Origin of the sequence: Shewanella sp. GXUN23E (assembly GCF_050865035.1) — a bacterium.
GTDB lineage: Bacteria > Pseudomonadota > Gammaproteobacteria > Enterobacterales > Shewanellaceae > Shewanella.
On the sequence record NZ_JBOZWP010000006.1, the window covers coordinates 43,429 to 70,351 of the forward strand.

Here is a 26,923-nt window from a genome sequence, read left to right on the forward strand (position 1 = left end):
TGAATATTCTGAGTCTGAAAATCCGGGGGCCTGAATATCAATACCTGAGTATCCGCAGCCCAGAGTCTGCTGGTTTTCAGGTGTCTGAGCTCCGGTGAACATCGGGCTTTGTGTCTCCGTGCCGGTTTCTCAATGGCTGCCGGTTGATGCTCTTGTTTGAGGCCACTTTTGATTCTTTTACCGGGGCGGGCAATCCGCCTGAGTCGAACCTGTTAACTTTGCCGGTTTCGAACTTTCTCAGTCGTTAATTACTTCTGTCCTGCATGTTATTTGCCCGGAGCTTCCCGGCACCGCATCTGCACCCTGGCGATTTTTATGGCAACCCTGGCCATTGGTTTATATCGCGTTTTATGACGGACAGCCTGAACTTACATTGTTGGTTAAATGTTTCTTAAATGTTGCGTAAACAGGATTTAATCCTGTATGTTAGCGGCATCGCAGGTTCATTCGTTTGCGTGAGCCATTCAAATATCCGATTTCCCTGACATTTCAGAAAAGTCTGTTGCTCCTGTCCCGGCAATGGACAGGGGAGATTCTGTGTCTGTGGCCGGATATTGCTGTTGAAGATGCTTACCCTGTGGCGACGAAATTTAGGCTGTCTGGTTTTGGCCGGTTTCTTACGAGTGAAGCTGAAGTCGCGATCGCTTGGGATCGTATAATAAAAGCAGCTTAACTATCGGACGATAGGGAAGTCCCGTCAGCTGCATGTAAAAAGGTTATGTGGCATGCAAGACGAACAGCAGAACATTCAGTACTACTCCAGGTTTTTGATCCGTTTGGCCTGGACGGTGGAAGTGATTGCCGTATTTATCGGTTTTACCATCTCCATCCTGATGTCGGTTTCGGCATTTAATTCAGTCTCTTCCTACGAAAATGTCAGTTTTATCGACAGCAGCTCAGCCGTGCTGATAGCCGGTTTGCCCTTTTTGCTGGTGGCGGCAGTCGAGCTGTGTAAAATCCCGCTGGTGTTCGCCTTTATGGCCACCAAAAGCCTGTGGTGGCGCAGCATCTTCCTGTTTTTCGTGTTTTTCCTGTGTTTGATTACCTTTGAAACCATGCTCAATGGTTTTGAACGTAACTTCTCCAATCTCAGTCGCGCCATCGACAATCGCAAGAACGAAATCCTCAACGTTGACACCCAGATTGAACTGCTGGAGAAACGTCGTGCCCATGTGCAGAAATTTACCGAGGAAGAGTTGGTTGCCGAGGTCGCTGCCGAGGATGCCCAGGCGCAGCAGGTGCTGAATGACAATATGGCGCGCATTGAGTCCAGCAAGAATCAACAGCTGGCCGCTATCAATGCCAACTTTGAACCCAAGCTGAAACAGGAAATCGCCGAGCTGATGGCGGTGCGTGACGGTTACTACAAAGATTGGAATGAAGAAAAAGTGCTGATAGAAGAGCGTTTTACCAGCACTGTGGTCAGCAACGTCTCCGGCAGTAAAGAAGAGCGTGATCGTTTGCTGGCGGAGTTGGAATCCCTCAAGGCCGAGATGAAGCGGGAGATGGATGATGCCAGCTTCCTGACCGAGGCGTCGGTTGAGAAAAAATATCGTCAGCTGATTAAGGACAAAGAGCAGATGCTGGCGACTATTACCACCGGCTATCTGGGTGGCGGTGCGCTGGAGAAACAATCTTTGATGGAAGATCAGCTGCGTCAGCAAATTGAATTTGTGAACGGCAAATACGACCGCCGCATCAAGGATATCAACGAGCGCATCGACGAGAAAAAGGCTGAAATTCAGAGTCGCTACAACCAGAATGCCAAGTTGAGAAACAATATCGTGGCCAAGGCGCGCTCCGAGCAGAAGGAATTTATGAATCTGCATGAGAGCAGTCTGGCGGAAATTGCCGAATATGAAGCGGGCAAGCGGGTTGAGCTGGAGCGTATCAGTCAGCAGGTGTTCAAGTTTGATGAAGAGATTTTCAAACTGCGTAATGAACAGCGCTTGCTGAATACCCAGATCAATCATCTGATCAACCAGAATCAGGTATACCGCATTGCCATGTACGCAACCGGCAAGGAGAACGCCAACGAAGTCAGCCGCAGTACAGTCGGGCTGGTGGCGCTTATCTGGTTTGGTTCTCTGGCGCTGATTGCCGCCGTGACCGGGGTGATGCTGGCGCTGGCCAGTTTCTATCTGCGCCGGGAATTGCGCCGACTGATTGCCGAGAAGGGAGCCACTGCTGTGGTGTCTGAAACTGCTGTTGATGCAGCAGACACTGCTGGCGTCAGCGGACAGGCATGATACTGCGGACCTTGGCCGATGAGCTGGGTATTGGCCAACAGCTTTTTACCTGAGGTCACGGGTAATCTCACATTTTATCGGTTTCATAATATTCAGCAGCGGGTCGCATATGGATAATTGCGACCCGTTTTTGTTTGCACTCCCCGGCTTTATTTTTTGCAAGAGATGACCAACGTTTTGAATAAGTTCTGGCTGTTACTGCTGCCGCTGTTGTTGTCTGCCTGTGCGCAGCAACCTGTAACCTGTGTGTGCGAGCATCCGCAGGTGAATCAACCACCTTCCAGCTCCCGCCCTGCCGTGACAGTGCCACCGGCGAAAGACAGAGAAGCCTTTGAAAAACTGATTAAATACTTCGCTACTCAGGTGAAAAAAGAGTGGGGCGAAGATGACTATCTGGTGGCCAGCAAGCACCAGTACGTGAAGTACATTGATGGCTATCGCACCCGCGCCCATATCGACTTTGACAAGGGCAAAATCTGGGTCAGTACGGTTGCTCAGTATCAGCCCAAAGCCAGGCTGAAAAATGCGATTGTCGAGACGCTGCTGATGCCCGCCGATCCCAGCAAAGTCGATCTGTTCAGCGATAAAAAGGTGGTGATGTCCGGCAAACCGTTTTTGCTTGGGCAGGTTGTTGATCAGGATGGCAAAGCGGTAGAGTGGCAATGGCGCGCCAATCGCTTTGCCGAGTATCTGCTGAACAACCGACTGACCATGAAACGGCTGAAAAAGGGGCACGCCTATTATGTGGAAATCGACATGGTGCAGGATCACCTGAGTCAGCGTGAATACCAGTACGCCCACTTGATCCGCGAGGCCTCGCGCCGCTATCAAATCGATGAAGATCTGATTTACGCCATCATCAAGACGGAATCCAGTTTCAATCCTTATGCAGTCAGTCATGCCGGTGCCTATGGGCTGATGCAGGTGATCCCCAAAACGGCCGGTGCTGATGTATTCAAGCTGGTGAAAAATCGCAACGACATCCCCACCCGGGATTACCTGTTCGATCCGGCCAACAATATCGATACCGGCGCAGCGTATTTTCATATCCTCAAGAATCGTTATTTGCGGGAGGTGGTGAACCCCACCACCAGGCATTACTCCATGATATCTGCCTATAACGGCGGCACCGGCGGCGTGTTGTCGACCTTTGACCGTGACCGTAAACAGGCAATGCGTGAGCTCAATGCCCTGTCACCGACCCAGGTCTATCAGGCGCTCACTACTGAGCATCCCAAGGCGGAGGCGCGGCGGTATTTGCAGAAGGTGTTGTATTTTCAGAAAGAGTTTAACGCCGGCAACCTTTAGTCTTCCTGCTGCCAGCCCAGCGTTCTGACTGCATTGCTATCACCTGTCCAGCCAATCATTTAGCGCTGCTACACTCATGGACTGAACAGCTTCAGCGGCTTTGTCAGCGCCTCGGGCAGATTGCAGGAGGGGGGGGAACTGAGAAATTTAAATGCTCTGAGTCTCATGGGCTGAAAGCATTTGACGGCTTTGCCGTCAGCGCGATCACTGTGAATCCCGGATTCTGAGGAGGTCATCTGTACAGCGGCTTTGTCAGAGCCTCGGGCAGATTGCAGGGGATGAGCCGGGGAGTTTGAATGATGCCTGTCTCATGGGCACAAAGCACTTGGCGGCTTGGTCACAAATGTACTGTGAATCATGGTCTCTGCAGTCTTGTTGCAGAAAGTCTCATTAACTGTTTAAATTCAGCTGCTATTGAGCTTTTGTGTTTGGCTTGTCCCTGTCGATAAGTCCTAGACTGTGTCCATCAACGATTGGAGGACACCAGGATGAAAGCCCGATACTTACTGCCGTTACTGACATTTACCGCATTTGCGGCCCAAGCCATGACTATTTCGAGTCAGGATATTCAGGAAGGCTCTCCCATGGCCAACACCTTTGCCTACAAAGGTTTTGGCTGCAGTGGCGGCAATCAGTCGCCACAGTTGAGCTGGCAGGGGGCGCCCGCCGGCACCGGCAGTTACGCCATAACGGCTTATGATCCGGATGCGCCGACCGGCAGCGGATGGTGGCACTGGCAGGTCGTTAATATTCCAGCCAGTGTTCATAGTCTGAAGCGCGATGCTTCGGGTCATATTCAGGGCGCAGACGAGCTGACCAACGATTACGGTAATAAGGGGTTTGGCGGTGTATGCCCACCATCGGGTGACGGCATGCACAGATACCAGTTTACGGTCTGGGCACTGCCAGATGCCAGGCTGGAATTGCCGGCCAATGCGTCAGCAGCGCTGGTGGGGTATCTGCTCAATGCCAAAGCGCTGGACAAGGCGACCCTGACCGCGACTTATGTTACCCCCTGATTGCCGTTTTTAATCAATCCACAGGAGGCAGCCTGACAACATGAGTCAGAAACTCATTCAAACCAGCGTGTTTGCCGGTGTTCAGCGTCAGCCACTGCGCAATGTGCTGATGCATATGCCGACTATCATCTGGGTCGAGAAGGGACAAAAGCTGTTGTGGTGGCATGAGCAGCAGCTGGTTTTCTCCCGCCGGCAGTGGCTGCTGATCCCCGCCGGGCAATATCTGACATTCGTCAATCAACCCACAGAGCGCGAGTTTTACTCCCGTTGTCTGGGGTTGTTGGCACCGCCTCCGGCAGACTGGCTGACGCCATCGCAGCAATCCTTGCCACCACAGGTTGCGGTCAGTGACAATCTCGCCTGGTGTTTTAATACCTTGTTTTCCATGCCTGCCCTGTGCCATTCGGCCCAGAAGCACTTGCTCTTCAGTTTGTATGCCGAGCTTCGACAGCAGGGGGCACTTGGTTTGTTGTACCCCAGCGCCAATGAAACGCTCAGAGATCGGCTGAGCCGGTATCTTGCCATTGAGCCGGCCCGGGAGCATAAGCTCGAACTGGTTTGTCAGCATTTTCATATGAGCCGCGCCACCATGATCCGCAAGTTAGCCAGCGAAGGCACTGGATTCCGGGAGCTGTTGGCTGAGGTGCGCATGGTGCATGCGCTGTCGTTACTGCAGCAATTCCGCAGTCAACTGGATGTGGCACTGGCCTGTGGTTACCAGTCAGAATCCCGCTTTGCTGCGCGATTCAGACAGACATTTGGTCTGAGTCCAAGAGAATATCAGCAGACTCTGGCGTGAATCATTGTGCTGGTCGTTGCAGTTCTTTGCGTCTTTGAGGGCTGCAGCTATCATTCCGGGCCACCTGGCTCCCATATCTCCCAGCTTTCAAATCCCTGTTGTCTGGCAAGTTCAATGGCCCGCTGTTGCAGCGCCGTTGCCTGGCTGAGGCTTTGAAGCGTCACTCAGACGAAAGGGTTAATAGCCAGACATGCCGGTTGGGCATGCCTGGCTCAGATCCTAGAAAGGTCTTTGGTTTGATGAGGCGGATCAAACCAGCGCTTCGACCTCTTTGCGCAGCAGACTGAGGATATTGGCGGTATCCAGTTGCTCGCCCTGCTGCTCAATTTCCTGCAGACGGGTGCGAATATCATTCTGATGCTGGCGCATGACCTCGAAGAAATAGGGTGAGTTGGCATCTTTTTGCAGCCGGCTTTGCCAGTGCTCAAACACTGCTATGGTGGCATTGAGCTCGGTCAACAGCGCTTCATCGGCGCTAAGGTCCCGCGACTGCCAGTTGAGCAGGGTAAACAGACGCAGGATGATATTTGAGCCATGGCAGCAAAGCAGGATCACCTCGGCGATATCATTTTTGGGTCTGGGCTCCGCCAGATAGCCAAGCCAATGGTCGAACAGGTTGGTGTCGTTACGCACGCATTGCTTGAAGCTGTCATCCAGTCCTTTGGGCTCGGCGGCCGCATCACTGAGTGATTGCCGCAGTGCGGTGAGATAACTCAGGTAGCCGCTGACGGTGGCCAGCAATTGAGTGGGAAACGCGCGTTTTTGCCACTCAGGCGCGATAAACAATACGCACAGCACCGGCAGCGCCACACCCAGCAGAGTGTTTTCCAGACGGGGCAGCAAAATACCATCGCCATGACCGCTAAGGGCAAAGCCGGAGAACACAAACAGGGTGACGCAAAATACCCCTACGCCATAGATGCGGTTGGCGGTGTGGAAAAAGCCGATGGCTGCCAGGGTAAAGGTGACTACCAGCCAGGGATCGCTGATGTGCCAGTGTTGCATCAGTGCCACCACCGCCAGGCCACCTATAGTGCCACTCAGACGTTGCAGCAGTCTGGGCCAGGTCAGTGCCAGGTTGGGCTTGAGCACCAGCAGGCTGGTCATCAGGGTCCAGAAGCCGAACTCCAGATGCAGGGCCGTGACCAGTACCCAGCCCAGGGTCAGGCTGAATACGGCCCTTACCGCATGGCGGAAATGGTTGGATCTCAACGTCAGCTGACTGCTGAATTTCTGCCACAGCACGGCAATTGATGACTGTGCCAATGCATTGCTGCGGGTTGTGGTACCGGCTGGCGCATGATAGCCCGACTCCAGCTGGCTCAGGGCGATGTTGATCAGCTCCAGCTTGTCGATGACCGCCAGGGTCTGGAGGTATTCGTGGCGAAACTCCCTGCCCAGCTCAGTGGTGTCCAGAGTGATGCTCTGGCGCAATGCATCAAACTTTTCCATTGGCAGGCTGAGGTTTTTGGCCTTGGGTTTGGCAATGCGCAAACGCTGCGCCAGTTCTCCGGACAGCTCATGGATTGAGGCCAGCCAGCTTTCATGCTGTTTCTGGAAGGCGGCGCCGGGGGCAAAGTGCAGCAGGCGGGTCAACTCGGCAATACGGTCGGCGGTGTTGAGGCTGCCCAGCAACCAGCCCAGCTCTTCGCTTTGTTCGCCTGCCGTCAGGCGCTGCTGAATTTTCTGTTGCAGCGAGTTGTACTTGCCAGCGTACAGCGCACGGAGCTTGGCGGTGACCACGAAGGTCTCCCGGTAACTGCCGGGCAGCAGCGGGCGGGTGTGGGAAATCAGTTTCTGTGCCAGTTCCTGATACAGCTCGTGCTGCAAATCCCGGTCTTCGCGGCCCGGCCAGCGCCACAGTGCAAAGCACTGCCACAGCCCATACCAGACTGCGCCGGCGGTCAGCGCCACCGGCAAGTGCCAGTCTTCAAGGCCCGGCTGATAGATCAGCATGGTGTAAATGCCGGCCAGTACAGTGGCGAAACCCACGGCACCGAGGCGGGGTGAGAAGACGGACAGCATCAGCAGAATAAAGCTGCTGCCCGCCAGATACAGGCCATAAACCCAGGGCAGGGGATAGAGCACTATGGTCAGGTAACTGTGCAGCAAAAACAGCAGGGTGCACAGCACAAAGTCCTGCAGCCTGTGTCGGGTAACGCTGGCACTGTCTCCCAAATGGCAGGCGATACTGCCCAGAGACAGGGCGATACCTGTGGTGTAGTGGCCGAGAAAAAACAGTGGCAGGGCGCAGCTCAAAAAACTCAGAGCGGCAATATTAGCCCTTAAATTTAACAGGTTACGAATGGTTGGCTGGAGGTTTTTCAGGGTAAACCGGGCGCGGTTGCCGCCGGGAAAAGCTGCCTGGGTCATGGTGTTGCTTATCGGGACAAAGATAGCGCTACTTTAGCACTGATTGTGCAGTGTTTTCAGCGTCAAAGGTGTGAACCCCGGACAGATTTAACCAATTTAATTTGCCGCTATGCTGTACCACGCTACAGCCCCTGTTACAGGTCAAATCCTGAGTGCGGCGTCCTGTGAGCTGTCAGCCTGTATTAGGCTTTGCTTTTGTGAACTTCATCCGGTTTAGGTAAATTAACTTCTGTTCACATTGACTCTGGGTGGGAAGTCCATAGAATGCCGCACCGTTTGCCCGTATATCGGGCGGGAGGCTTGTCAGGGGAACCTGGGCGAGCAGTCCCGGACACAATTTTTACTACTATAAAGGTGTACTATGGCGGCTGATAACAACTACAGCCTGGGGCCTGTTCCCCATGCTGCGCGCAAAGGAGTGCTGTCCCTGACGATGGTGATGTTGGGGTTAACCTTTTTCTCGGCGAGCATGTGGACCGGGGGGACATTGGGGACAGGGCTCCCGTTTGATGATTTCTTCCTCGCTGTTCTCATTGGTAATCTGCTCCTCGGTATCTACACTTCTTTCCTCGGTTACATCGGCGCCTCTTCTGGCCTTTCTACTCATCTCCTGGCTCGTTTCTCCTTCGGCCTCAAAGGCTCCTGGCTTCCTTCTCTTATTCTTGGTGGCACTCAAGTCGGTTGGTTTGGTGTGGGCGTGGCCATGTTCGCCCTGCCGGTTCAAAAAGCCACAGGCATTGACCCCTACATTCTGATTGCCGTTGCCGGTGTGGCGATGACGGCGACTGTGTACTTTGGTATTGGCGCTTTGATGATACTGTCAGCCATTGCCGTGCCGGCGATTGCGCTGCTGGGTGGTTACTCAGTGCTGCAGGCGGTGGACAGTGTGGGTGGCATCGAAGGTATTAAGGCGATTACCCCGGCTGAGCCACTGGATTTCTCTGTGGCGCTGGCGCTGGTGGTGGGCTCGTTTATTTCAGCCGGCACCCTGACTGCTGACTTTGTGCGCTTTGGTCGCAGCCCGAAAGCGGCCGTGGTCATTACCATGGTGGCCTTCTTTATCGGTAACAGTCTGATGTTTATCTTTGGCGCGGCAGGCAGCGCGGCCACCGGCCAGTCAGATATCTCTGAAGTGATGATGATGCAGGGATTGCTGATCCCGGCCATTATCGTGCTGGGGCTGAATATCTGGACGACTAACGATAACGCCCTGTACGCCTCGGGTCTGGGGTTTGCCAATATCACCGGCCTGCCCAGCAAATATCTGTCGGTGGCCAATGGCATTATCGGCACCCTGTGCGCCCTGTGGCTGTACAACAACTTTGTTGGCTGGCTGACTTTCCTGTCCGCCGCCATTCCACCCATTGGTGGTATCATCATCGCCGACTTCTTGCGCCATCGTGAGCGTTATAAAGACTTTGCCAATGCGCAGTTTGCCACGGTGAACTGGGCAGCGATTGCCGGTGTCGCCATCGGTATTGCGGCTGGACACCTGCTGCCGGGCATAGTGCCCTTGAATGCGGTGATTGGCGGCGCATTAAGTTATTTGGTACTGGATTCATTGCAGGTGCGTCTGCTTAAGACTGCAGCTGCGCAATAGGAAAAGACATGTCAGATTTGCTGATTAAAAACGTGGTGATCCGCGGCCAGGAAGGCAGCAAACAAATTCTGGTCGAGGGCGGCAGGATTGTCGCCATTGCTGACAATGATGTGCAGCTGGATACCTCCGCTCCTGTGCTGGATGGTGAAGGCGGTATGGCGCTCCCACCTTTCTGTGAGCCGCATATCCATCTGGATACTACCCAGACCGCCGGTGAGCCAAGCTGGAACATCTCCGGCACCCTGTTTGAAGGGATTGAGCGCTGGGCTGAGCGCAAAGCCATGCTGTCCATTGAGGATGTGAAGGCCCGTGCCAAACAGACGCTGAAGTGGCAGATTGCCAACGGCGTGCAGCATGTGCGTACCCATGTGGATGTGTCTGACCCAACACTGATTGCACTGAAAGCCATGCTGGAAGTGAAAGAAGAGATGAAGCCGTGGGTCGACCTGCAGATTGTGGCATTCCCGCAGGAAGGTATTCTGTCCTACCCCAACGGCAAAGAGCTGCTGGAAGAGGCGGTGAAGCTGGGCGCCGATGTGATTGGCGCCATTCCACACTTCGAGTTCACCCGTGAATATGGTGTGGAATCACTGCATTATGTATTCGAGCTGGCGCGCAAATATGACCGTCTGATCGACGTGCACTGTGATGAGATTGACGATGAGCAGTCGCGTTTTGTTGAGACTGTGGCCGCGCTGGCGCACAAGTACAACATGGGCGAGAAAGTCACCGCCAGCCACACCACCGCCATGCACTCCTATAACGGTGCGTATGCATCGCGTCTGTTCCGTTTGCTGCGTATGTCCGGCATTAACTTTGTGGCCAACCCGCTGGTGAACATTCACCTGCAGGGCCGCTTCGATGATTACCCCAAGCGCCGCGGTGTGACCCGGGTAAAAGAGATGCTGGCCTCCAACATCAATGTCTGCTTCGGTCACGACGATGTGTTCGATCCCTGGTATCCGCTGGGCACAGCCAACATGCTGCAGGTGCTGCATATGGGGCTGCATGTGTGTCAGATCATGGGGTATGACCAGCTGAATCAGTCACTGGATTTGATCAGCAGCAAATCTGCCCGCACCCTGAATCTGCAGGACACTTACGGTATTGAAGAGGGCAAAGCAGCTAACCTGCTTATTCTGCCTGCGGAGAACGACTTCGACGCCCTGCGCCGTCAGGTGCCGGTACGCTATTCAGTGCGTAACGGTAAGGTGATTGCCCAGACGCAACCGGCTACTACTGTGCTGCATCTGGAGACCACGGAAACCGTGACCTTCAAGCGCTGATATGCATGTCCGGCAGTTAGTTTTAACACTGACTCAAAGGCGCTGAACAATCTCCTTAAAGCCCCGCGCTTTCAACGCTGCGGGGCTTTTTGCCTATTTAAGCTGCAAGCATTGAGATATTTTGCCGGTTAAATATTCTGACGACCGGTTATCCAATAATGTTTTTGTCTTACAGTCATTTCCTTATTCATTCCTATCTCAGCGGTATTTACGGTGTTCATTGGCGGGCTTTTGGCTGGTGGATTATGTTGTATGAGTCAGTGATGGATGAATATTCTGCGGTTATCTGAAAGTTCATCTCACAGCAGACGGTCTGATCATGCGGGTTCATTGTGCGGCAGCGCCAGTCGGGTGGTCGGTACAGCCTCAGAGGAACCGGAATTTCACTATAAACAGGAATTGCGATGATGAATAAGACAAAGACCCTACTGTCTGGTGCGGCGATGGCGGTGGCCATGGCCGGATTGGCCGGGTGTAATGCGACTGCGGAAACCACCTCATCCCCCACGGTTGCCGGTCAGGCGGACCTGGTGCATTGCTATGGTGTGAATGTGTGCAAAGGTCACAACGACTGTAAAACGGCAGACAATGCCTGTGGTGGTCATGCCAGCTGTAAAGGCTCAGGGTTCGTGGCTATGCCATCCAAAAGCTGTAAGGACGTGGGCGGCGCCATTAAAGATGATTGGGTTGGCCAGATTGCCCAATCGGATCTGGTACATTGTTATGGTGTGAATGTCTGCAAGGGGCATAACGACTGTAAAACGGCGGACAACGCCTGTGCCGGTCACGCCAGCTGTAAAGGCAGTGGCTTTGTTGCCACCCCCGCCAAATCCTGCGCGGACATGGGTGGTGAGGTCGGCGCCTGAGTCTGGCCCCGGAGCAACAGGTTGACGCTGTATGTCAGCCTGTTTTTGCCAACCCGGGTTGCCAGCGTTAGGGTGATGAACTGCGCCAAATCATATTTGTTTTTAGTTGGAGGTGTGGGGGTGACACATAACGCAGTACGGGAGTTTCTCGGATTTGGCCTAGGCCTGAGAACCAAACACTTCGACTATATTCTCAAGCATCAACCGGATATCGACTGGTTTGAAATCCTCAGTGAAAACTATATGGTGCCAGGTGGCAAACCCAGATATTACCTGCAGGCCATAGGTGAGCAATACCCGCTGGTGATGCATGGGGTGTCCTTGTCCATTGGCAGCAGCGATCCACTCGATATGAATTATCTCAAGGCACTGAAAACCCTGGCCAATGAAGTCAATCCCAGATGGATTTCAGACCATATCTGCTGGACGGGTATTCATGGTATTAACAGCCATGATCTGCTGCCACTGCCCTACACCATGGAAACGGTAAGGCATGTGGCGCAGCGTATTGCGCAGGTGCAGGACTTTCTGGGGCGGCAGATATTGCTGGAAAATGTCTCCAGTTACCTTTCCTACCAGGACAGCGACATGGATGAATGGACTTTTGTCAGTGAAGTCGCCAGGGCATCTGACAGCCTGATTTTGCTGGATATCAACAATATTTATGTGAGTGCCCGCAACCATGGTTTCGCGCCTGAAACCTATCTGAACCATATCGATCCGGCCAGGGTGCAGCAGTTCCACCTTGCGGGGCATTCAGACTATGGTGACTATGTGATAGACACCCATGACCATGATGTGCCTGACAGTGTCTGGCAACTGTACCGCAGGGCGCTGGAGCGCTTTGGCGCGGTCAGTACCATGATAGAGCGCGATGCCAATATTCCCGAATTTCTACAACTTGCCGCGGAGTTGCAAATCGCCCGGGATATTGCCTGCCAAACGCTGCCACATCAAGCTCTGTCACTGACAGCAATGCCCGTCAATGGAGAGCAACTATGCCGGGTCTGAAGCAAACTCAGGATCACTTGATGCAGTTTCTGCTCAACCCTCAGGGTAAAGCCCGCAAGGCCGCTAAAGCGCTGGTGGCCAAACAGGGGGAGGTCAGTGCCGATACCCGGCTGGATATCTACGCCAACGCCTATCGGATCCGCCTGACAGAGGTGATCGAAAACGATCACGAGCAGCTGGGGTTTTATCTGGGCGACGAGCTGTTTGAACGCCTGGCCACGGATTTTATTGCCGCGCATCCGTCACATCACCGTTCGCTGCGGCATTTTTGCGATCCCCTGCCGGCATTCCTGGCCAGTGACAGCTATTTCAGCCAGTACCCGATAGTGGCCGAGCTTGCCCGTTTTGAGCGATTGTTGCTGGTGGCCTTTGATGCCGCCGATGCTGCCCGAGCTGATTTCAGTGAATTGACTCAGCTTGCCGCAGAGCTCTGGCCGCAGGTGCGTTTGCGCCTGCATCCCAGTGTGCAGTTGTTTCACTGCCACAGTAATGCGGTGGAAACCTGGCAGGCACTCAGGCACGGTACTGAAGTTCCGGCTGCGGACTATAGTGCCGGGCGTGACTGGCTTATCTGGCGCGGCCATTCCCGGCTGACGGAATTTATTTCGCTGGCTCCCTGGCAAACCGATTTGCTGCAAGCCGTTCTCAGTGGTGAAGATTTTGCTGCTTTGTGTGAAGCTATGCTGGCTTATGTCGATGAGCAGCAAGCGCCGGTGCAGGTGCTGGAGTCGCTGAAAGCCTGGTTTGATATGGGGCTGATCAGCAGGTTGGATTATTGACTTGGTATAACCGAGCGGTTGGTGTCAGCTTGCTGTTCCCCCCAGGGCAGTGTGTTTGCCGCAGGAAAGCTCCGTACCGCAGATAAAAAACGGCGACCACAGGTCGCCGTTTGAGTGAATGACTCAGTAGCCTTTATCTGGTGTAGTAGTAAATCCGGTTGGCGCGCATCCCGCCCCCGATACATCTTGGGTCATTCGGATCGCAGCCCTTGGCAGGTTCGACCGGTTGCATATTGTCTCCGGCATTGCCGATACCGATAAAGTACATGTTGTCGCCACCCGGTGGGATGACCAATTGCGGGGTATCCGGTACCTGCTCGCCCATCTCCAGATACTCCTGATTGTAAACCCGGGTGCCACGGTGCAAATCAAAGCCGTAGAAGCGCCCCTGCCCCAACGCCAGACATACATTTTCAGCACTGGTATCGCCGGGAACGTAGGTGCTGAAATACACCCTGCCCAACACAATAGCTGCCGCAGACAAGCTCTTTTCACCTGTGCCACTGTAGTTGTAATACCAGCCTCGCTTGCTGCCAAAGGCGACGTTATCGGTTTGGCTGACCGGCGGCGCGCTGGTGACATTGTACAAATCACTGATGGTTAACGTTTTTGGTGGCGGGGAAGTTGAGGTACCAAATGACTTGGTGACCACGTTTCTGTCCTGCAGGGTAAAGAACATATCCTGTCTGGCGGTATTGGTGGGGCTTGGGCGCATGCCGGTGCCAATGACCACAGCATCATAGGGGACATTCTGGTAACTCAACTGTTTGCTGGTGCCGCCTGTCGGCGAGTTGACCGTGGTTTCTGTGATGCTGCTGAACATGGTTTGTGCGACAACCGGCTCAGCAAAGAAACGCCGGTTGGTATCCAGCGTATTGCCGCCCAGTGAGGCGAATTTGAAGGCGCTCCAGGGGGCTTTGCTGTCGGCTGGATTGACACTTGGCATATCGATGCGCCAGACATTGGCGCCCGTATCTGTTGCATAAATCCGGTCGGTCAGACCATCGCTGTTGCTGTCCAGTACTGCCACCGCATTGGGTATGCTGTCTACCAGTCCGTTCATTACCGTCTTGGCGCCAGAGCCCGATGCGCCGAAGCTGTGGACTAACTCGCCGGTTTGGGCATCCACAATAAATACTCCACGGCCTTCACTGTCGGCCAGTGGCAGGCTGGTGGCGTCTTTCAGGGTTGAATAGCCGGCACCAAATATCAGCACGGGTCTGGCTGTTTTGGCGTCGGTATTGCCAGTGGGCCAGCCGGGGATCTTGGTAATCACAGGTTCAGACCAGGTTTGTCCTAGTTCAGTCATGTTGGGTGTGTCTGAGGATAGTTGCCACATCAGTTTGGGTTGATCCGGGGTGGTGATATCCAATGCGTAATAGGATTTGCCGCCCCGGCGCATGCCGAAGAATACCCAGGCTTTGGTGATACCGGTTTTGTCGGATTCCACATAGCTGACCGGTGGGCTGTCCAACCCGTACACGGAATGCACACCGGTTGGATTATTTGCCAGCAATTCGCTCAGGTTGGGCAGCAGCTCATAAGGCATAAAGGCCCATGATTCAGAGACGGTATCTGCAGTGTCTCTGAACATGTGCATAAAGCCATGATTGGTTCCCATCAAGATTCTGATATCCGGTGTAGATTGGCTGCCAAAGTTGATGGCCAGGGGCTTGGAGTGTAAAGGATCACCCAGTATATCGTCGCGTTTATCTGTAGTAGAGCCGTTACCATTTTCGTCATCAACATCCAGACCTTTTGCCCAATTAAACAGCTTTTCTAACTCTGTGTTGTTGACTCCCATGTGGACTGCCAATGCACTTTCGGATCCAGCGGAACTGATGGCTTGCTGCACGCTGAACTCCTGCAGCGCTCCATTTGCACCAAAGTTACCCAAAAGCTTGCGGGAGGAGGCTGTTCTGAGCATCTCTGCGGCGCCGCCAGCTGAGACATCATTGCCATCGCCACTGGTTTTTCGACCTGAGCAGGTTGCGTCTGAGGTCCAGTAAGTACAGGCCATAGGATCGATATTGCCATTGGCGTCGATGGCATCTTGATTGTTTTTATCCACAATCAGACCCGAGCTGGTCACCCGCAGTTTCTTGAGATTGCCCATCCAGCGGGGGCCTTTTTGCGGCAGGAACATGGCGTAGTAGACCGAATCCAGCGTATGGGTCCGGTCAAAGTTATTGCTGGCAATGGAGGGTGAGGTAAAGCTGGCATTGACCTGCAGAATGTCGCTGAATACCTGTTGTAAGGCGGCTTGTAGCTGAGAGGCGTTGTTTGCGGCAAAGTATTCACCGCCACCCAACTTGGCCGCTTCTTTCAACAGCGGCGCGGCATCGTCTGCACCTTCACTGAAGCCAATGGTAAAGGTTTTGACCGTTTGCTGTTCAGCCAGAGCGGCATTGACATCCTGGGTGTACATCCACTCAGCCAGGTTGGGCAGAAAGTTATAGTGGGTTTTGCCATCAATTTTCCATTGATATGGCGTGGTGTTGACGTTGGGCAGCTTTTTAATGTCTGAATCGGCATTGCGGTCCAGCGTTGGTGCGCCATCGGTGATATACACAATAAAGGCCTGATTCTGACATTCCTTGTAGGGCGAAATGTAGTTTTTACCCTGTTCAATGCTGGTGTCTCTGGCTGGTTTAAGCCTCTTATTTTCCAGCGCATACATGACTGACTCGCCGGCAAAGTATCTTTTGGCCTCAAACAGGGTTTCACACAGCGGGGTATTGGTTTCAGGGTCCAGGTCATTGATGGTATTCAATAAATCGATTTTATTGCTTTCCGTCATTTGCTGAATACCGGCCACGATGCGACCGCCATCCTGATCGCCTTCATCGGGGAAGTCATAGTTGAACACGGCCAGGCCAAAATCCACTCCCGGTGTGGTGACCACGGTATTTCGGATCACCTCTTTGGCGATATCCAACCGGCTTTGTGGTACCAGCTCTTTATCACCGTGATACCAGCGCAGATAGTTGTCAGTATACAGAGTCACTGGCTGACCTGTGCCAAACTCAGTTTGCTTGGCTTTGGCTATGGCATCGGCTATCTGCGCAGGAGAGGATGAGCCATCCACCTCAGTGTAAGGGTATTTGGTGTTGCCTTGCTTGCGGCCGTCAACCGGGAAACCGTTTACCTGCCCTGCGGCATTGCGCCATTTGCCATTTTCAATATCTTCATAACAGTCGATAAGCGGGCGGGTTTCTGCACCATTGTTGTCTTTAATTTCTTCCCAGGTATCTTTTCTGGCGCTGACACCATACTCCCGGATAAAGCCGGTAAAGAAGCCATAATTGTCCAGGTAATGCCATGAAGTTTCGCAGCCGTTGACTTCTTCGTTAAACCGTCGCCATTCAGAGGGGGAATCCGGAACCGGCATACCGGTATTGTCGATACCGCCTTTGGTGAAATACACCATGCGATCCTGCAGCGAATTGTCGCTGCCGTAGGCGGGGTAGGTTTCCGTTGGGTCGTATCCAACCTCGGCACTGGAGTCCAGGTTCTTCATACTGCCGGAGTTATCGAAGATGATCAGTACCTGAGGTCGGCTACCTGTACGTGAGGAGGACTCGTACACATAAAGCTCGGTATCGTCGGCCTGAATACTGCCGGCAACGACTGATAAGGCGGCAATCGCCGCAGCTGAGATTTTCCTGATAAACATAAGCAACTTCCTGTCTTGTCCGACAAAAGACGCCGGTTTCATCTGCAGGCGAAATCCGTCCTGCCTGATTCATCTTGCTGGGATGGGCGAGTGCCGCCCATCCGTCTGTGGGGATTGACTCCCCGATTAACGTCCGCCCGGCTCGGCGAATTTGGTCATCCAGTCTTCCACCTGGTTGTACCAATAGATGGAGTTGTTGGGTTTCATGATCCAGTGGTTCTCGTCCGGGAAATAAATCATCCGCGACTCCACGCCCCGGCTTTGCAGGGTACGGAACAGCTCAAATCCCTGGCCAACCGGCACCCGGTAATCCAGCTGTCCATGGATCACCAGGGTCGGGGTGTTGAAGTTACCCGCGAAGTAATGTGGTGAGATGGACTGATAGATTTCCGGTTTTTCCCAGTAATGACCGAAGCGGGTTGAGTGCACCGCAAAGTCGGCTGACATCTGCGAGTACATGTTGTATACGGCCGCGTGGATCAGCAGTGCCTTGAACGGATGTTCGCTGCCCAGAATGATGGAGGTCAGGTAGCCACCATAGCTGGCGCCACCGGCGACCATACGATCGCTGTCAATCCAGGGCTGGGCTTTGAACCAGTCAGCTGCCTTGAGCACATCTTCCAGTGACTTGTTTTTCCAGTCCGGGTTGATGGCATCGGCAAAATCCTGTCCAAAACCACTGGAGCCATGGAAGTTAGGCCAGGCAGTGACATAGCCCCAGGAGGCAAAGGTCTGGGCGTTCCAGCGATAGTGGAAGCCATCGGTAATGGCATTGTGCGGGCCACCATGCACCAGCATCATCAGCGGATATTTCTTGCTCTTATCAAAACCCGGTGGGTAGTGCACCCACATCTGGATGTCCTGGCCGTTGTAACCCTTGTAGGTCACAGACTCATAGCTGCCCAGCGCCACCTCTTTCATGATGTCATCATTGAAAGTGTCCAGGCGGGTGGTGTTGCCATTGCGGGGGTTGATCTTCACCAGCCGCGCCGGATACAGGAAGCTGTCGTTGGTGGCCACCAGCGTGCCATCCTTGCTCACTGCGGGCGCACCGAAGTTGGTGTCACCGGTGATGGGCTTGATTTTGCCCTTGGCGCTGATGTGATACAGACGACTGGTACCGGCATCGTCGATGGCAGCGTAAAAGCCCTTGCTGTCAGCGGTCCAGGTGAGATTGCCCACTGAGCGATCCCAGTCAGTGGTGATCTCTTTTTCTGCCTTGTCATCCAAATCCACCAGCACCAGGTTGGCGGTATCGGCATAGAAACCGGCGATGCGCTGGCGGGTATAGGCCAGGGTGTCACCATCCGGGCTGAACATGGGGCTCATGTCCGGTGCGGTATTGTTGGGGGTGAGATTAACGGCTTCGCCGCTGCCGATCCTGGCGAGGAAGATATCCAGGTTGGGGTCCACCTGATTGTCCCAGCCATTGGCATTGAAGGCGATCCACTGACCGTCAGGGTGAATGTCGTAACTGCCGGCGCTTTGATAGTTGCGTGGCAGCTCATGATTAAGTGGACCTGTGACAGCTTCTATCTCGCCGCCTTTGGCGGGAATACGGAATACATGGGCTTGCTTGTCTTCATCCAGCCAGTGATCGAAGTGCGAATAGGGCAGCGCATTCCACTGGTGGGCAGAGACCTTGTTGTCTTTGTCAGCTTTGAGCTGGATGGCCATGTCATCCCAGCTTTTGCCGGGGAAAATGCGGCTGATGAAATACAGGTAATCCCCTACCCATTTGATGCCATAAACGCCGGTGGGCACCTGAGTCAGACGCTGGGCCTCCCCGGGACCGTTCATCGGCAGCAGATATATCTGGCCGGCATCATCGTCGTTGCGTTTGCTGACAAACGCCAGCGTCGTGCCGTCCGGGGAGAATGTCGGCTCACTGACCCGCAGGCCTGCTGCTGTGAGTGGGCGCTGACTTTTTCCATTTTCATCAAACAGCCACAGCTGGGTGGCGCCTTTGTCTGTGTCGACATTGTATTGAGTGACCGGCGCGATGATCTGGTCACCATCGGGGGAAATTGTGGGGCTGCCGATACGATTGAGTTGCCACAGCACATCAACCGAAAGTGGCTTGCCTGCTTCCGCCATGGCAGATGCCAGAGGCATCAGGCTGCAAAGCAGTGTAATACCGACCTTCTTCACGAGTGGATCTCCAATTTGTAGTAGTAATTTTGTCCTATTGCTAACTGGTCAGTATATCCATTTGTGTTAAATAAAGGCTACACAAAGCGCTGTGTTGTTGTTTGTTTTAAGGGTGTTTGGTGGTTTTGTGTGACCCTGTCTTTGTTGGTGGATAAATCAACTTTGATTTTGATTTTTAATCGATATATCGCGCTGCCACGCTGCTTGGCTTCAGCACCGCCCGGCAGTTGCACTCTGCTTGTTGTTTCTGTGTTGGTTGCCTGGTGTGTTTTTGTGGTTATCCAATTGTTGCTTTGTGGTGACATTTTGCTGTGGTTCAGTATGATACGCGCGAGCTTGGACTGGTCTGAGCTCCCGGGCAGGGGGGCACTGGCTGTTTGCCGGTGATTGTCGGGCAAAGCGCAATACGCTCCGGGAAGGAGTACCGCTGGCGAAAGTGCCGCCAGCGGTTGGACCACGCGGCATATTGCCACCTATAACAATTTGCGATGGACCTACAGGATGAAACCTTTACATAAAACCAAAATAGCGACATTGATTAGCCTGTCATTGCTGGCGAGTGCCGGGGCGGTGAGTGGACAGGCGATTGCTGAAGAGACTGCAGCGAAAGAGTCCAAACTGGAAGTCATTGAAGTGACTGCCCGTAAGCGGGTGGAAAATGCCCAGGAAGTGCCTGTGTCCGTGTCGGCACTGCAGGGCGAGAATCTGGATGCCTACGCCAGCGCCGGTATGGATATCCGTTTTATGAACGCCAAAATTCCCAGTCTGTCGGTGGAGTCTTCATTCGGCCGGACTTTCCCGCGCTTTTATGTGCGAGGTCTGGGCAATACCGATTTTGATTTGAACGCCTCTCAGCCGGTGTCGCTGGTGGTGGATGATGTGGTGCAGGAAAATCCCATCCTTAAAGGTTTTCCGGTATTTGATATCGAACGTATCGAAGTGCTGCGCGGCCCTCAGGGCACCCTGTTTGGCCGTAATACCCCGGCCGGTCTGGTGAAGTTTGACTCGGTAAAGCCGTCTCAGGTGTTTGATGGCTATGCCACTGTGTCTTATGGCACTGGGGGCGCCGTTGATTTTGAAGGTGCCGTGGGCGGCGGACTGACGGAGCGGGTATCGGCCCGGGTAGCCGGTTTGTGGCAGGAAAAAGATGATTATATCGATAACCTGGCACCGGGCTTTGAGCAGCCGGATGTGCTCGGGGGCTACAGTGAGAAAGCCGCCAGAGTGCAGTTCCTGTATGAAGGCGATGACTTTACCGGTCTGCTGGCCTACCGGGTTCGGGATTTGGATGGCAAGCCGATTGTGTTCCACGCCAATCTGATGAATGTTGGCTCCAACAAGATCCGCCCTGACTGGGATGACAAGGTGGTATTCCAGGATGCTGCCAGCCGCGCGACCCAACAGGTGCAGACTCAGGGGGTGAGCCTCAGGCTCGAGTGGGATCTGGGTGACTATGACTTGCTGAGCATCACCGCCTGGGACAGCGCTGAAATCTATTCCCGTGCCGATGTTGACGGTGGTTATGGCGCTGCCTTCCTGCCTGATTATATGGGACCTGGCGTGATCCTGTTCCCGGCGGAAAGTGCCGACGGTATTCCGGATCATGATCAGTTCACTCAGGAGATCCGCCTGGCCAGTAACTTTACCGGGCCATGGAATTATCAAACCGGCCTGTATTACTTCCAGGAAGATCTGACCATTGACAGCTTCAGCTTCGATACCCTGGCAGGTGGCATTCAGAACGGCTATGCCTTCCAGAACCAGAAAACCAAAGCCTGGGCGGTATTCGGCGCGGTAGATTATGACGTCAATGACAGGTTCGCCATCAGTGCCGGCCTGCGCTATTCCAAAGACGACAAGGACTTCTACGCCGAGCGGGTGCAGGGGCCTTTCGGCAGCGGCACGGCGGTGGGCACTGCCAACCCTGACGATGACCATATCTCCTGGGATTTGTCCGGTGTGTATCAGCTGACCGATGAGGTTAACCTGTTTGCCCGTCTGGCCAATGGTTTCCGCGCGCCCAGTATTCAGGGCCGCATTCTGTTCGGCAATGAAGTGACCGTAGCCGACTCTGAAACCATCAACTCTGCCGAGATGGGCATTAAGTCTGACGTACTCGATGGCAATGGTCGGGTTAACCTGACGGCTTTCTACTATGAGATGAAAGATCAACAGCTGACCGCTGTGGGTGGTGAGTCCAACTTCAACCGTCTGCTCAATGCCGACAAGACTGTGGGTTATGGTCTGGAGCTGGATTCAACCTGGATCCTGGCCAGTGAGCTGATGGCAACCTTCAACGCCAGCTACAACAAGACCAAGCTGGAAGATGGCAGCCTGTATCTGCCGGGTTGTGCCCAGTGTACTGTGACTGACCCCTTCGTCGCGGGTAAAGGGTACAGCATTGATGGCAACAATCTGCCTCACGCGCCAGAGTGGATTGCCAACCTGACGCTGGAATACAGCCGGGATCTGGGCGAGGGTGAATTCTACGTGTTCACTGACTGGTCCTATCGCAGCGAAATTGACTTCTTCCTGTATCAATCCATTGAGTTTACCGGCGAGGCCCTGCTCGAAGGCGGCCTGAGAACCGGTTACAAGTGGGATGTGGGTGACTTCCAGTACGAAGTGGCGGCGTTTGCCCGAAACCTGCTGGATGAGCGGGTGGTGATTGGTGGGGTCGACTTCAACAACAACACCGGCATGGTGAATCAGGGCCGGTTTGTGGGCGTTGAAGTCAGAGTCGACTTCTTCTGATCCCCAGTAGACGGCAAACTAATGGACGCTAAACTCCGTTGCTGGTGCTGAGCCACTTTGTGTCAGCGCCGGTTCGCTGAAGAGCTGGCAGCAATATTTATCCAAAACAAAGCCCATCATGTGTTGATGGGCTTTTTAATTTATACGAGTGCTATCGGTCGCTGCGGTGTACCTGGCTTAGCTTTTTGCCTGGCTTGGCTTTTTGCCTGGTTTGGTTAAGCCCAGCGCAAATCAGAGGGCCGACAAAGCGCATACACCTTATGACTTGCCGGTTTTATCCGCCGACAGCGACAGTATCCACACCGACAGCGCCGCCACTGCGGTGAAGCCTGCCAGAATAATAAAGGGTATGGCGCAGTATCCCAGCACATGCCAAATGACTGATTCCAGTGTACTCATTGTCTTGTTCTCCGTTACCAGCCCTGTACGCCCTGCATGTCAGGCAGCTTGTGGGCAATCCCCTTGTGGCAGTCAACACAGGTTTTGTCGCCGTTTGCCAGCGCGGTGGAATGTTGTCTGGCGCTGCGGGCACCCTGCTCGGAAAAATCCATATACTCGAACTGGTGACAGTTACGGCATTCCAGCGAGTCGTTGGCTTTTAAGCGTGCCCACTCCCGCTGTGCCAGATGCTCCCGTCTGGCCTGGAATTTCTCCGGGGTGTCTATGGTGCCGACAAAGTAAAACAGCAGCTCTTTGGAGGCCTGCACCTTGCGGACTATCTTATCCGTCCAGTCGTGGGGAACATGGCAATCAGAGCAGATGGCCCGCACGCCCGAGCGGTTGGAGTAATGGATCGTCTCCTGGATTTCCATCACGATGGGCTGATGGCAGCCGGAGCAAAACTCTTCCGTGTTGGTTGCTTCCATGCCGGTGTTAAAGGCTCCCCAGAACATCAGACCGCCGATAAACCCCATGAACAGGACAATGCCGAGCGCCGCCTGACTGGGCCGTTTCAATCGGTTCCAGAATGCTTTCAGTATTTTCATATTCAGCCTCTCACTATTGCGTCTTGAGTGAGTCAACACGCTGGAAGTCGTTCTTCACCAAAGGCTTGGCATCTGCCTGCGGCACATGGCACTGCAAACAGAAGTAGCGTCTTGGCGACACGTCGGCCAGTACCGCGTCTTCACGGTTGACGTAATGGGTCACGCTGATCTTGGTGGCACCCATCTCTTTAGCATTTTTCCAGCTGTGGCATGACAGACACTTGTTGGCGTTAAGGGAGACCTCATAACTGCGGATATTGTGGGGGATCAGCGGCGGCTGATAGACATAATCACTCTCCAGCATTTGTTCTCTGGGGTATTTCTTCATGTCATCAGCTGGCCGGGTATTTTGCAGCGGGGTAGCACCCCGCAGAGAGCTCAGTCCACCCGTGTCACCGAGTTCTGTGGTGTCGGCCATGGCGCCTGACGCGGTGAGTATCGCCGCGGATAATAAAGTGGTCAGAATGTGTTTGTTCATTATTGTGTTCTCCGCCTGTTCGGCTGCAGCCCCGGAAGGTTTGCCTCCCGGGGCGCACAGTTATGCAATTTTGGTGATCTTTACCGGACACTTTTTAAAGTCGGTCTGCTTGGACAAAGGGTCGGTAGCATCAAGGATCAGCTTGTTCACCAGAATGCGGGCGTCAAAGAACGGAATGAACACCAGTCCCTGAGGCGGACGGTTTCTGCCCCGGGTTTCCACCCGAACCCTGACTTCGCCGCGGTTATTGCTGACCAGCACTTCTTCGCCCCGGCGCAGCCCTCTGGCTTTGGCATCTTCCGGGTGGATATAGCACACCGCATCCGGTACGGCGCGGTACAGCTCAGGCACCCGGCGGGTCATGGTGCCGGTATGCCAATGCTCAAGTACCCGGCCGGTACACAGCCACATATCGAACTCGTCGTTGGGCACTTCCGGTGGTGCTTCGTAGGGCGCTGAAATGATCCAGGCGCGGCCATCGGGTTTGCCGTAGAAGTCCCAGCCGCTGCCGGCTTTGGCATAAGGATCAGAGCCTTCCTTGTAGCGCCACAGGGTTTCTTTGCCATCCACCACTGGCCAGCGCAGACCCCGTACCTGATGGTAGGTGTCATAGGGGGCGAGATCGTGACCATGGCCGCGGCCGAAGCTGGCATATTCCTCAAACAGACCTTTTTGCACATAGAAGCCAAAGTGGGCGGCATCATCATTGAGATCCTGAGCCTGGGTCAGCGGGAAGGCATTGACCTGGCCGTTGGCAAACAGCACGTCATACAGGGTCTTGCCCTGATATTGCGGTGCCTTGTCCAGCAACTCCTGGGGCCAGACTTCCTCGACCTTGAAGCGCTTGGAAAACTCCATGACCTGCCACAGATCCGATTTGGCATCACCCACGGTTTTCACCTGCTGATACCAGCTTTGGGTGCGGCGCTCGGCATTGCCGTAGGCACCTTCTTTTTCGATCCACATGGCGGTGGGCAGTACCAGATCGGCCGCCTGGGCCGTTGCGGTGGGGTAGGGATCTGACACCACAATGAAGTTGTCCGGATTGCGGTAGCCCGGCAAACGTTCGCCATTGATATTGGGGCCAGCCTGCATATTGTTGTTGCATTGCACCCAGTAGGCATTGAGCACACTGTCGTGCAGCATGCGATCCTGCAGCACTGCATGGAATCCGGGTTTGGCCGGAATGGTGCCTTCCGGCAGTTTCCAGATCCGTTCGGCAATGGCTCTGTGCTCAGGATTGGTCACCACCATATCGGCGGGCAGACGGTGGGCAAAGGTGCCGACTTCACGGGCGGTACCACAGGCCGAAGGCTGGCCGGTCAGCGAGAAGGGGCTGTTGCCCGGCGTGGCGATTTTGCCTGTCAGCAGGTGGAGGTTATACACCAGGCTCTGCATCCATACCCCGCGGGTATGCTGATTCATACCCATGGTCCACAGCGACATCACCTTGGTGTTGGGGTCGGCATACTGTTTGGCCAGCTCAAGCAGTTTTTCCGGCTCAACGCCGGACATCTCGGCGGCTTTCTCCACGGTATAAGGAGCAACCGAGGCTTTGTACTGCTCAAAGTCGATATCAGTCATCTTGCCTGAGTTGGGATTTTTAGCTTTCAGCTGCAGCGGGTTGTCGTCCCGCAGGCCATAGCCAATATCGGTATCTGCCTGTTTGAAGTGGGTGTATTTATTGACGAAATCCCAGTTCACCGCATCGTTTTGAATAATGTAGTTGGCGATGAAGTTGGCAATGGCCAGATCGGACTGGGGATGGAAGATATAGCCATGATCCGCCAGTTCAAAGGAGCGGTGGTAGTAGGTCGACAGTACATTGACCTTCACATGGGGATGGCTCAGGCGGCGATCGGCGATGCGGGTCCAGAGCACAGGATGCATCTCTGCCATATTGGAGCCCCACAGCACGAAGGCATCGGCGTGCTCGAAGTCATCGTAGCAACCCATGGGTTCATCCACCCCGAAGGTACGCATAAAGCCTACTACTGCTGAAGCCATGCAGTGTCTGGCATTCGGGTCAATGTTGTTGGACAGAAAACCGGCCTTCATCAGTTTGGCAGCAGCATAACCTTCCATAATGGTCCACTGGCCTGAGCCAAACATCCCCACACTGGTGGGGCCTTTGGCCTTGAGTGCGGCTTTCCACTTTTGCGCCATCACATCAAAGGCGGTATCCCAGGACACAGGGGTGAACTCGCCATCTTTGGCATACTGGCCATCTTTCATGCGCAGCAGTGGCTGGGTCAGGCGGTCCTCGCCGTACATGATCTTGGACAGGAAGTAACCCTTGATGCAGTTCAATCCTTTATTGACCGGCGCTTCTGGGTCGCCCTGAGTGGCAACGACCTTGCCATTCTGGGTGCCGACCAGTACCGAACAACCGGTACCACAGAAACGGCAGGGGGCTTTGTCCCAGTGGATTTTGGTTTGATCTGAGCTGGCGATCAAATTGGTTGCCGATGTGCTTAAAGTGACGCCGGCAACGGCTGCCGCAGATGCGGCGGCAGACGCCTTGATAAAGTCCCGTCTTGAATATGTCATTATTGGCTGCCTCCCTGTGCAGGTATGAGCTGACCGTGGTGAGTGCCATTGTCGATTTGGTGATACACCATTACTGTGCTCAATACGCTTGGTAAGTTGTTGATTTTTTCTATTACATCAGTGATGAATCCCGGTGATTCTGCTTCCACCACCACCACGATTTTGCCATCGGGGTTATCACCCCAGATTTCGGTATGGTCTATCCGCTCAATGGCGGCTTTGACCTGGGCCAGCTGTCCAGGGCGGGCATGGACAACCAGGCTGGAGATATGTGTTTCCGAATAACTCATCAGCTTGGACTCTCTTGCAATGTGATAAGGGGGGCCGACGCAGGGCATAGCGCCAGGCATGCGCCACAGCCATTGCACAGGTCAGTATCGATATTGGGCTGGGCGACACGACCCAGTTGTGGCCGGAAGACAATGGCGCCGCTGTCGCAGGACTCTTCACAGGCACGGCAGTCGATATTGTGCAGTGGCAGGCAGTCAGCAGACAGCGTGATAGTGGCAACCCAGGGTATGCTGGATTGCGCTTTGAAGAGGTGTTCGGGGCAAACCTCGGCGCAGCGATAACAAAAAGTGCACTCGCCACGAGTGAAGTTGACTTGCGGGTAACCGCCATCTCCCGGGGAAATAATCCCTGTTGGACAATGGTCACCGCATTTACTGCAACGGACGCAGCGTTCGAAAAATGACTCACTGCTGATGAGCCAGGGTAGGTGCGCAGTTTGCGCTGTAATGCGTTTGCCAGAGAATATGCTTCTTCTGGAGTGGTCGACCATAAAAAATCCCGTGCTGATAAACAGCAATCTCGTTGTTCTTGTAGGTATTTGTTCTGTTAACAGCATGTGATTTGTGACGCATAAATAAAATACTCACAAAGTAATAACATGTGTTTCAAATGTTGATTTTGGACAGGTTTTGTTCAATTAGTGTAGTCCGTGCGGGGAGACTTGGCAGAAACAAGACTTGCTGACGAACTGTTCGGGGTTAATGCTGTGGTCCGCAGAATCAGGGGGAATTAATGCGAAAGTGCAAT

The 26,923-nt window shown here is 54.0% G+C and carries 19 protein-coding genes; 10 read left to right on the forward strand and 9 right to left on the reverse strand.

Features of this window, described 5'->3' with window-relative positions; all coding sequences use genetic code 11:
* Positions 1-725: 725 nt before the first annotated feature.
* The 4 genes from ACRRUX_RS07680 to ACRRUX_RS07695 all read left to right on the forward strand — a co-directional run bounded on the left by ACRRUX_RS07680 (position 726) and on the right by ACRRUX_RS07695 (position 5,375).
* Positions 726-2,249 carry a hypothetical protein gene (locus ACRRUX_RS07680; protein ID WP_432528856.1) on the forward strand — a complete coding sequence of 508 codons (1,524 nt, stop codon included), beginning with the start codon at positions 726-728 and terminating at the stop codon, positions 2,247-2,249.
* A 165-nt stretch (positions 2,250-2,414) separates the two neighbouring features.
* Positions 2,415-3,557: a membrane-bound lytic murein transglycosylase MltC gene (gene mltC / locus ACRRUX_RS07685; protein ID WP_432528858.1), complete on the forward strand. Its 1,143-nt coding sequence runs from the start codon at positions 2,415-2,417 to the stop codon at positions 3,555-3,557.
* Between the two features lie 488 nt (positions 3,558-4,045).
* The gene (locus ACRRUX_RS07690) at positions 4,046-4,576 is read left to right on the forward strand and encodes a YbhB/YbcL family Raf kinase inhibitor-like protein (RefSeq protein ID WP_432528860.1); all 531 of its coding nucleotides are present in this window, start codon (positions 4,046-4,048) and stop codon (positions 4,574-4,576) included.
* Between the two features lie 40 nt (positions 4,577-4,616).
* Positions 4,617-5,375, forward strand: a complete 759-nt coding sequence (locus tag ACRRUX_RS07695) for a helix-turn-helix domain-containing protein (RefSeq protein WP_432528862.1) — start codon at positions 4,617-4,619, stop codon at positions 5,373-5,375.
* Positions 5,376-5,624: 249 nt separating this feature from the next.
* Here the strand turns inward: ACRRUX_RS07695 and ACRRUX_RS07700 are convergent, their stop codons facing one another.
* Positions 5,625-7,748, reverse strand: a complete 2,124-nt coding sequence (locus tag ACRRUX_RS07700) for an FUSC family membrane protein (RefSeq protein WP_432528864.1) — start codon at positions 7,746-7,748, stop codon at positions 5,625-5,627.
* Between the two features lie 361 nt (positions 7,749-8,109).
* Between ACRRUX_RS07700 and codB the strand changes: the two genes are divergently transcribed.
* From codB to ACRRUX_RS07725, 5 genes are all read left to right on the forward strand, one after another.
* The gene (codB, locus tag ACRRUX_RS07705) at positions 8,110-9,348 is read left to right on the forward strand and encodes a cytosine permease (RefSeq protein ID WP_432528866.1); all 1,239 of its coding nucleotides are present in this window, start codon (positions 8,110-8,112) and stop codon (positions 9,346-9,348) included.
* Between the two features lie 8 nt (positions 9,349-9,356).
* Positions 9,357-10,634, forward strand: a complete 1,278-nt coding sequence (locus ACRRUX_RS07710) for a cytosine deaminase (protein WP_432528868.1) — start codon at positions 9,357-9,359, stop codon at positions 10,632-10,634.
* Between the two features lie 404 nt (positions 10,635-11,038).
* Positions 11,039-11,500 carry a BufA2 family periplasmic bufferin-type metallophore gene (gene bufA2 / locus ACRRUX_RS07715; protein ID WP_432528870.1) on the forward strand — a complete coding sequence of 154 codons (462 nt, stop codon included), beginning with the start codon at positions 11,039-11,041 and terminating at the stop codon, positions 11,498-11,500.
* Positions 11,501-11,620: 120 nt separating this feature from the next.
* Complete coding sequence (gene bufB, locus ACRRUX_RS07720) at positions 11,621-12,511, forward strand: MNIO family bufferin maturase (RefSeq protein WP_432528872.1); 891 nt, start codon at positions 11,621-11,623, stop codon at positions 12,509-12,511.
* Entirely contained in the window at positions 12,499-13,290 is a 792-nt protein-coding gene (locus ACRRUX_RS07725; protein ID WP_432528874.1) for an HvfC/BufC family peptide modification chaperone, read from the forward strand. Before bufB ends, ACRRUX_RS07725 begins: the two co-directional genes overlap by 13 nt.
* Positions 13,291-13,423: 133 nt before the next feature.
* Here ACRRUX_RS07725 and ACRRUX_RS07730 read toward each other — a convergent pair whose 3' ends face one another.
* Both ACRRUX_RS07730 and ACRRUX_RS07735 read right to left on the reverse strand, forming a co-directional pair.
* The gene (locus ACRRUX_RS07730; protein ID WP_432528876.1) at positions 13,424-16,966 is read right to left on the reverse strand and encodes a PilC/PilY family type IV pilus protein; all 3,543 of its coding nucleotides are present in this window, start codon (positions 16,964-16,966) and stop codon (positions 13,424-13,426) included.
* Between the two features lie 126 nt (positions 16,967-17,092).
* Entirely contained in the window at positions 17,093-19,117 is a 2,025-nt protein-coding gene (locus tag ACRRUX_RS07735) for a prolyl oligopeptidase family serine peptidase (protein WP_432528878.1), read from the reverse strand.
* 501 nt (positions 19,118-19,618) lie between these two features.
* Between ACRRUX_RS07735 and ACRRUX_RS07740 the strand changes: the two genes are divergently transcribed.
* Complete coding sequence (locus ACRRUX_RS07740) at positions 19,619-21,871, forward strand: TonB-dependent receptor (protein WP_432528880.1); 2,253 nt, start codon at positions 19,619-19,621, stop codon at positions 21,869-21,871.
* Positions 21,872-22,129: 258 nt separating this feature from the next.
* Here ACRRUX_RS07740 and ACRRUX_RS07745 read toward each other — a convergent pair whose 3' ends face one another.
* Genes ACRRUX_RS07745 through napF form a run of 6 tightly spaced genes read right to left on the reverse strand, consistent with a single transcriptional unit; the run spans position 22,130 to position 26,732 of the window.
* Entirely contained in the window at positions 22,130-22,270 is a 141-nt protein-coding gene (locus tag ACRRUX_RS07745) for a TIGR02808 family protein (protein WP_432528882.1), read from the reverse strand.
* A gap of 14 nt (positions 22,271-22,284) precedes the next feature.
* The gene (locus ACRRUX_RS07750) at positions 22,285-22,857 is read right to left on the reverse strand and encodes a NapC/NirT family cytochrome c (RefSeq protein WP_432528884.1); all 573 of its coding nucleotides are present in this window, start codon (positions 22,855-22,857) and stop codon (positions 22,285-22,287) included.
* Between the two features lie 13 nt (positions 22,858-22,870).
* Positions 22,871-23,335, reverse strand: a complete 465-nt coding sequence (locus ACRRUX_RS07755) for a nitrate reductase cytochrome c-type subunit (protein ID WP_432528886.1) — start codon at positions 23,333-23,335, stop codon at positions 22,871-22,873.
* A 60-nt stretch (positions 23,336-23,395) separates the two neighbouring features.
* A complete protein-coding gene (napA, locus tag ACRRUX_RS07760; RefSeq protein ID WP_432528888.1) occupies positions 23,396-25,885 on the reverse strand; it encodes a periplasmic nitrate reductase subunit alpha in 2,490 nt (829 codons plus the stop codon).
* Positions 25,885-26,175 carry a chaperone NapD gene (locus ACRRUX_RS07765; protein ID WP_432528890.1) on the reverse strand — a complete coding sequence of 97 codons (291 nt, stop codon included), beginning with the start codon at positions 26,173-26,175 and terminating at the stop codon, positions 25,885-25,887. The genes napA and ACRRUX_RS07765 overlap by 1 nt, the downstream gene beginning before the upstream one ends.
* Positions 26,175-26,732, reverse strand: a complete 558-nt coding sequence (gene napF / locus ACRRUX_RS07770) for a ferredoxin-type protein NapF (protein ID WP_432528892.1) — start codon at positions 26,730-26,732, stop codon at positions 26,175-26,177. Before napF ends, ACRRUX_RS07765 begins: the two co-directional genes overlap by 1 nt.
* Positions 26,733-26,923: the final 191 nt, after the last annotated feature.

What these genes read in the sequence shown, in the direction of transcription:
- ACRRUX_RS07750 (WP_432528884.1), bottom strand. Translation starts at nt 22,857, where the DNA reads ATGAAAATACTGAAAGCATTCTGGAACCGATTGAAACGGCCCAGTCAG.
- ACRRUX_RS07745 (WP_432528882.1), bottom strand. Translation starts at nt 22,270, where the DNA reads ATGAGTACACTGGAATCAGTCATTTGGCATGTGCTGGGATACTGCGCC.
- codB (WP_432528866.1), top strand. Translation starts at nt 8,110, where the DNA reads ATGGCGGCTGATAACAACTACAGCCTGGGGCCTGTTCCCCATGCTGCG.
- napF (WP_432528892.1), bottom strand. Translation starts at nt 26,732, where the DNA reads ATGCTGTTAACAGAACAAATACCTACAAGAACAACGAGATTGCTGTTT.
- ACRRUX_RS07700 (WP_432528864.1), bottom strand. Translation starts at nt 7,748, where the DNA reads ATGACCCAGGCAGCTTTTCCCGGCGGCAACCGCGCCCGGTTTACCCTG.
- ACRRUX_RS07710 (WP_432528868.1), top strand. Translation starts at nt 9,357, where the DNA reads ATGTCAGATTTGCTGATTAAAAACGTGGTGATCCGCGGCCAGGAAGGC.
- ACRRUX_RS07730 (WP_432528876.1), bottom strand. Translation starts at nt 16,966, where the DNA reads ATGTTTATCAGGAAAATCTCAGCTGCGGCGATTGCCGCCTTATCAGTC.
- ACRRUX_RS07765 (WP_432528890.1), bottom strand. Translation starts at nt 26,175, where the DNA reads ATGAGTTATTCGGAAACACATATCTCCAGCCTGGTTGTCCATGCCCGC.
- bufA2 (WP_432528870.1), top strand. Translation starts at nt 11,039, where the DNA reads ATGATGAATAAGACAAAGACCCTACTGTCTGGTGCGGCGATGGCGGTG.
- ACRRUX_RS07680 (WP_432528856.1), top strand. Translation starts at nt 726, where the DNA reads ATGCAAGACGAACAGCAGAACATTCAGTACTACTCCAGGTTTTTGATC.
- ACRRUX_RS07755 (WP_432528886.1), bottom strand. Translation starts at nt 23,335, where the DNA reads ATGAACAAACACATTCTGACCACTTTATTATCCGCGGCGATACTCACC.
- napA (WP_432528888.1), bottom strand. Translation starts at nt 25,885, where the DNA reads ATGACATATTCAAGACGGGACTTTATCAAGGCGTCTGCCGCCGCATCT.
- ACRRUX_RS07725 (WP_432528874.1), top strand. Translation starts at nt 12,499, where the DNA reads ATGCCGGGTCTGAAGCAAACTCAGGATCACTTGATGCAGTTTCTGCTC.
- ACRRUX_RS07695 (WP_432528862.1), top strand. Translation starts at nt 4,617, where the DNA reads ATGAGTCAGAAACTCATTCAAACCAGCGTGTTTGCCGGTGTTCAGCGT.
- ACRRUX_RS07740 (WP_432528880.1), top strand. Translation starts at nt 19,619, where the DNA reads ATGAAACCTTTACATAAAACCAAAATAGCGACATTGATTAGCCTGTCA.
- ACRRUX_RS07690 (WP_432528860.1), top strand. Translation starts at nt 4,046, where the DNA reads ATGAAAGCCCGATACTTACTGCCGTTACTGACATTTACCGCATTTGCG.
- mltC (WP_432528858.1), top strand. Translation starts at nt 2,415, where the DNA reads ATGACCAACGTTTTGAATAAGTTCTGGCTGTTACTGCTGCCGCTGTTG.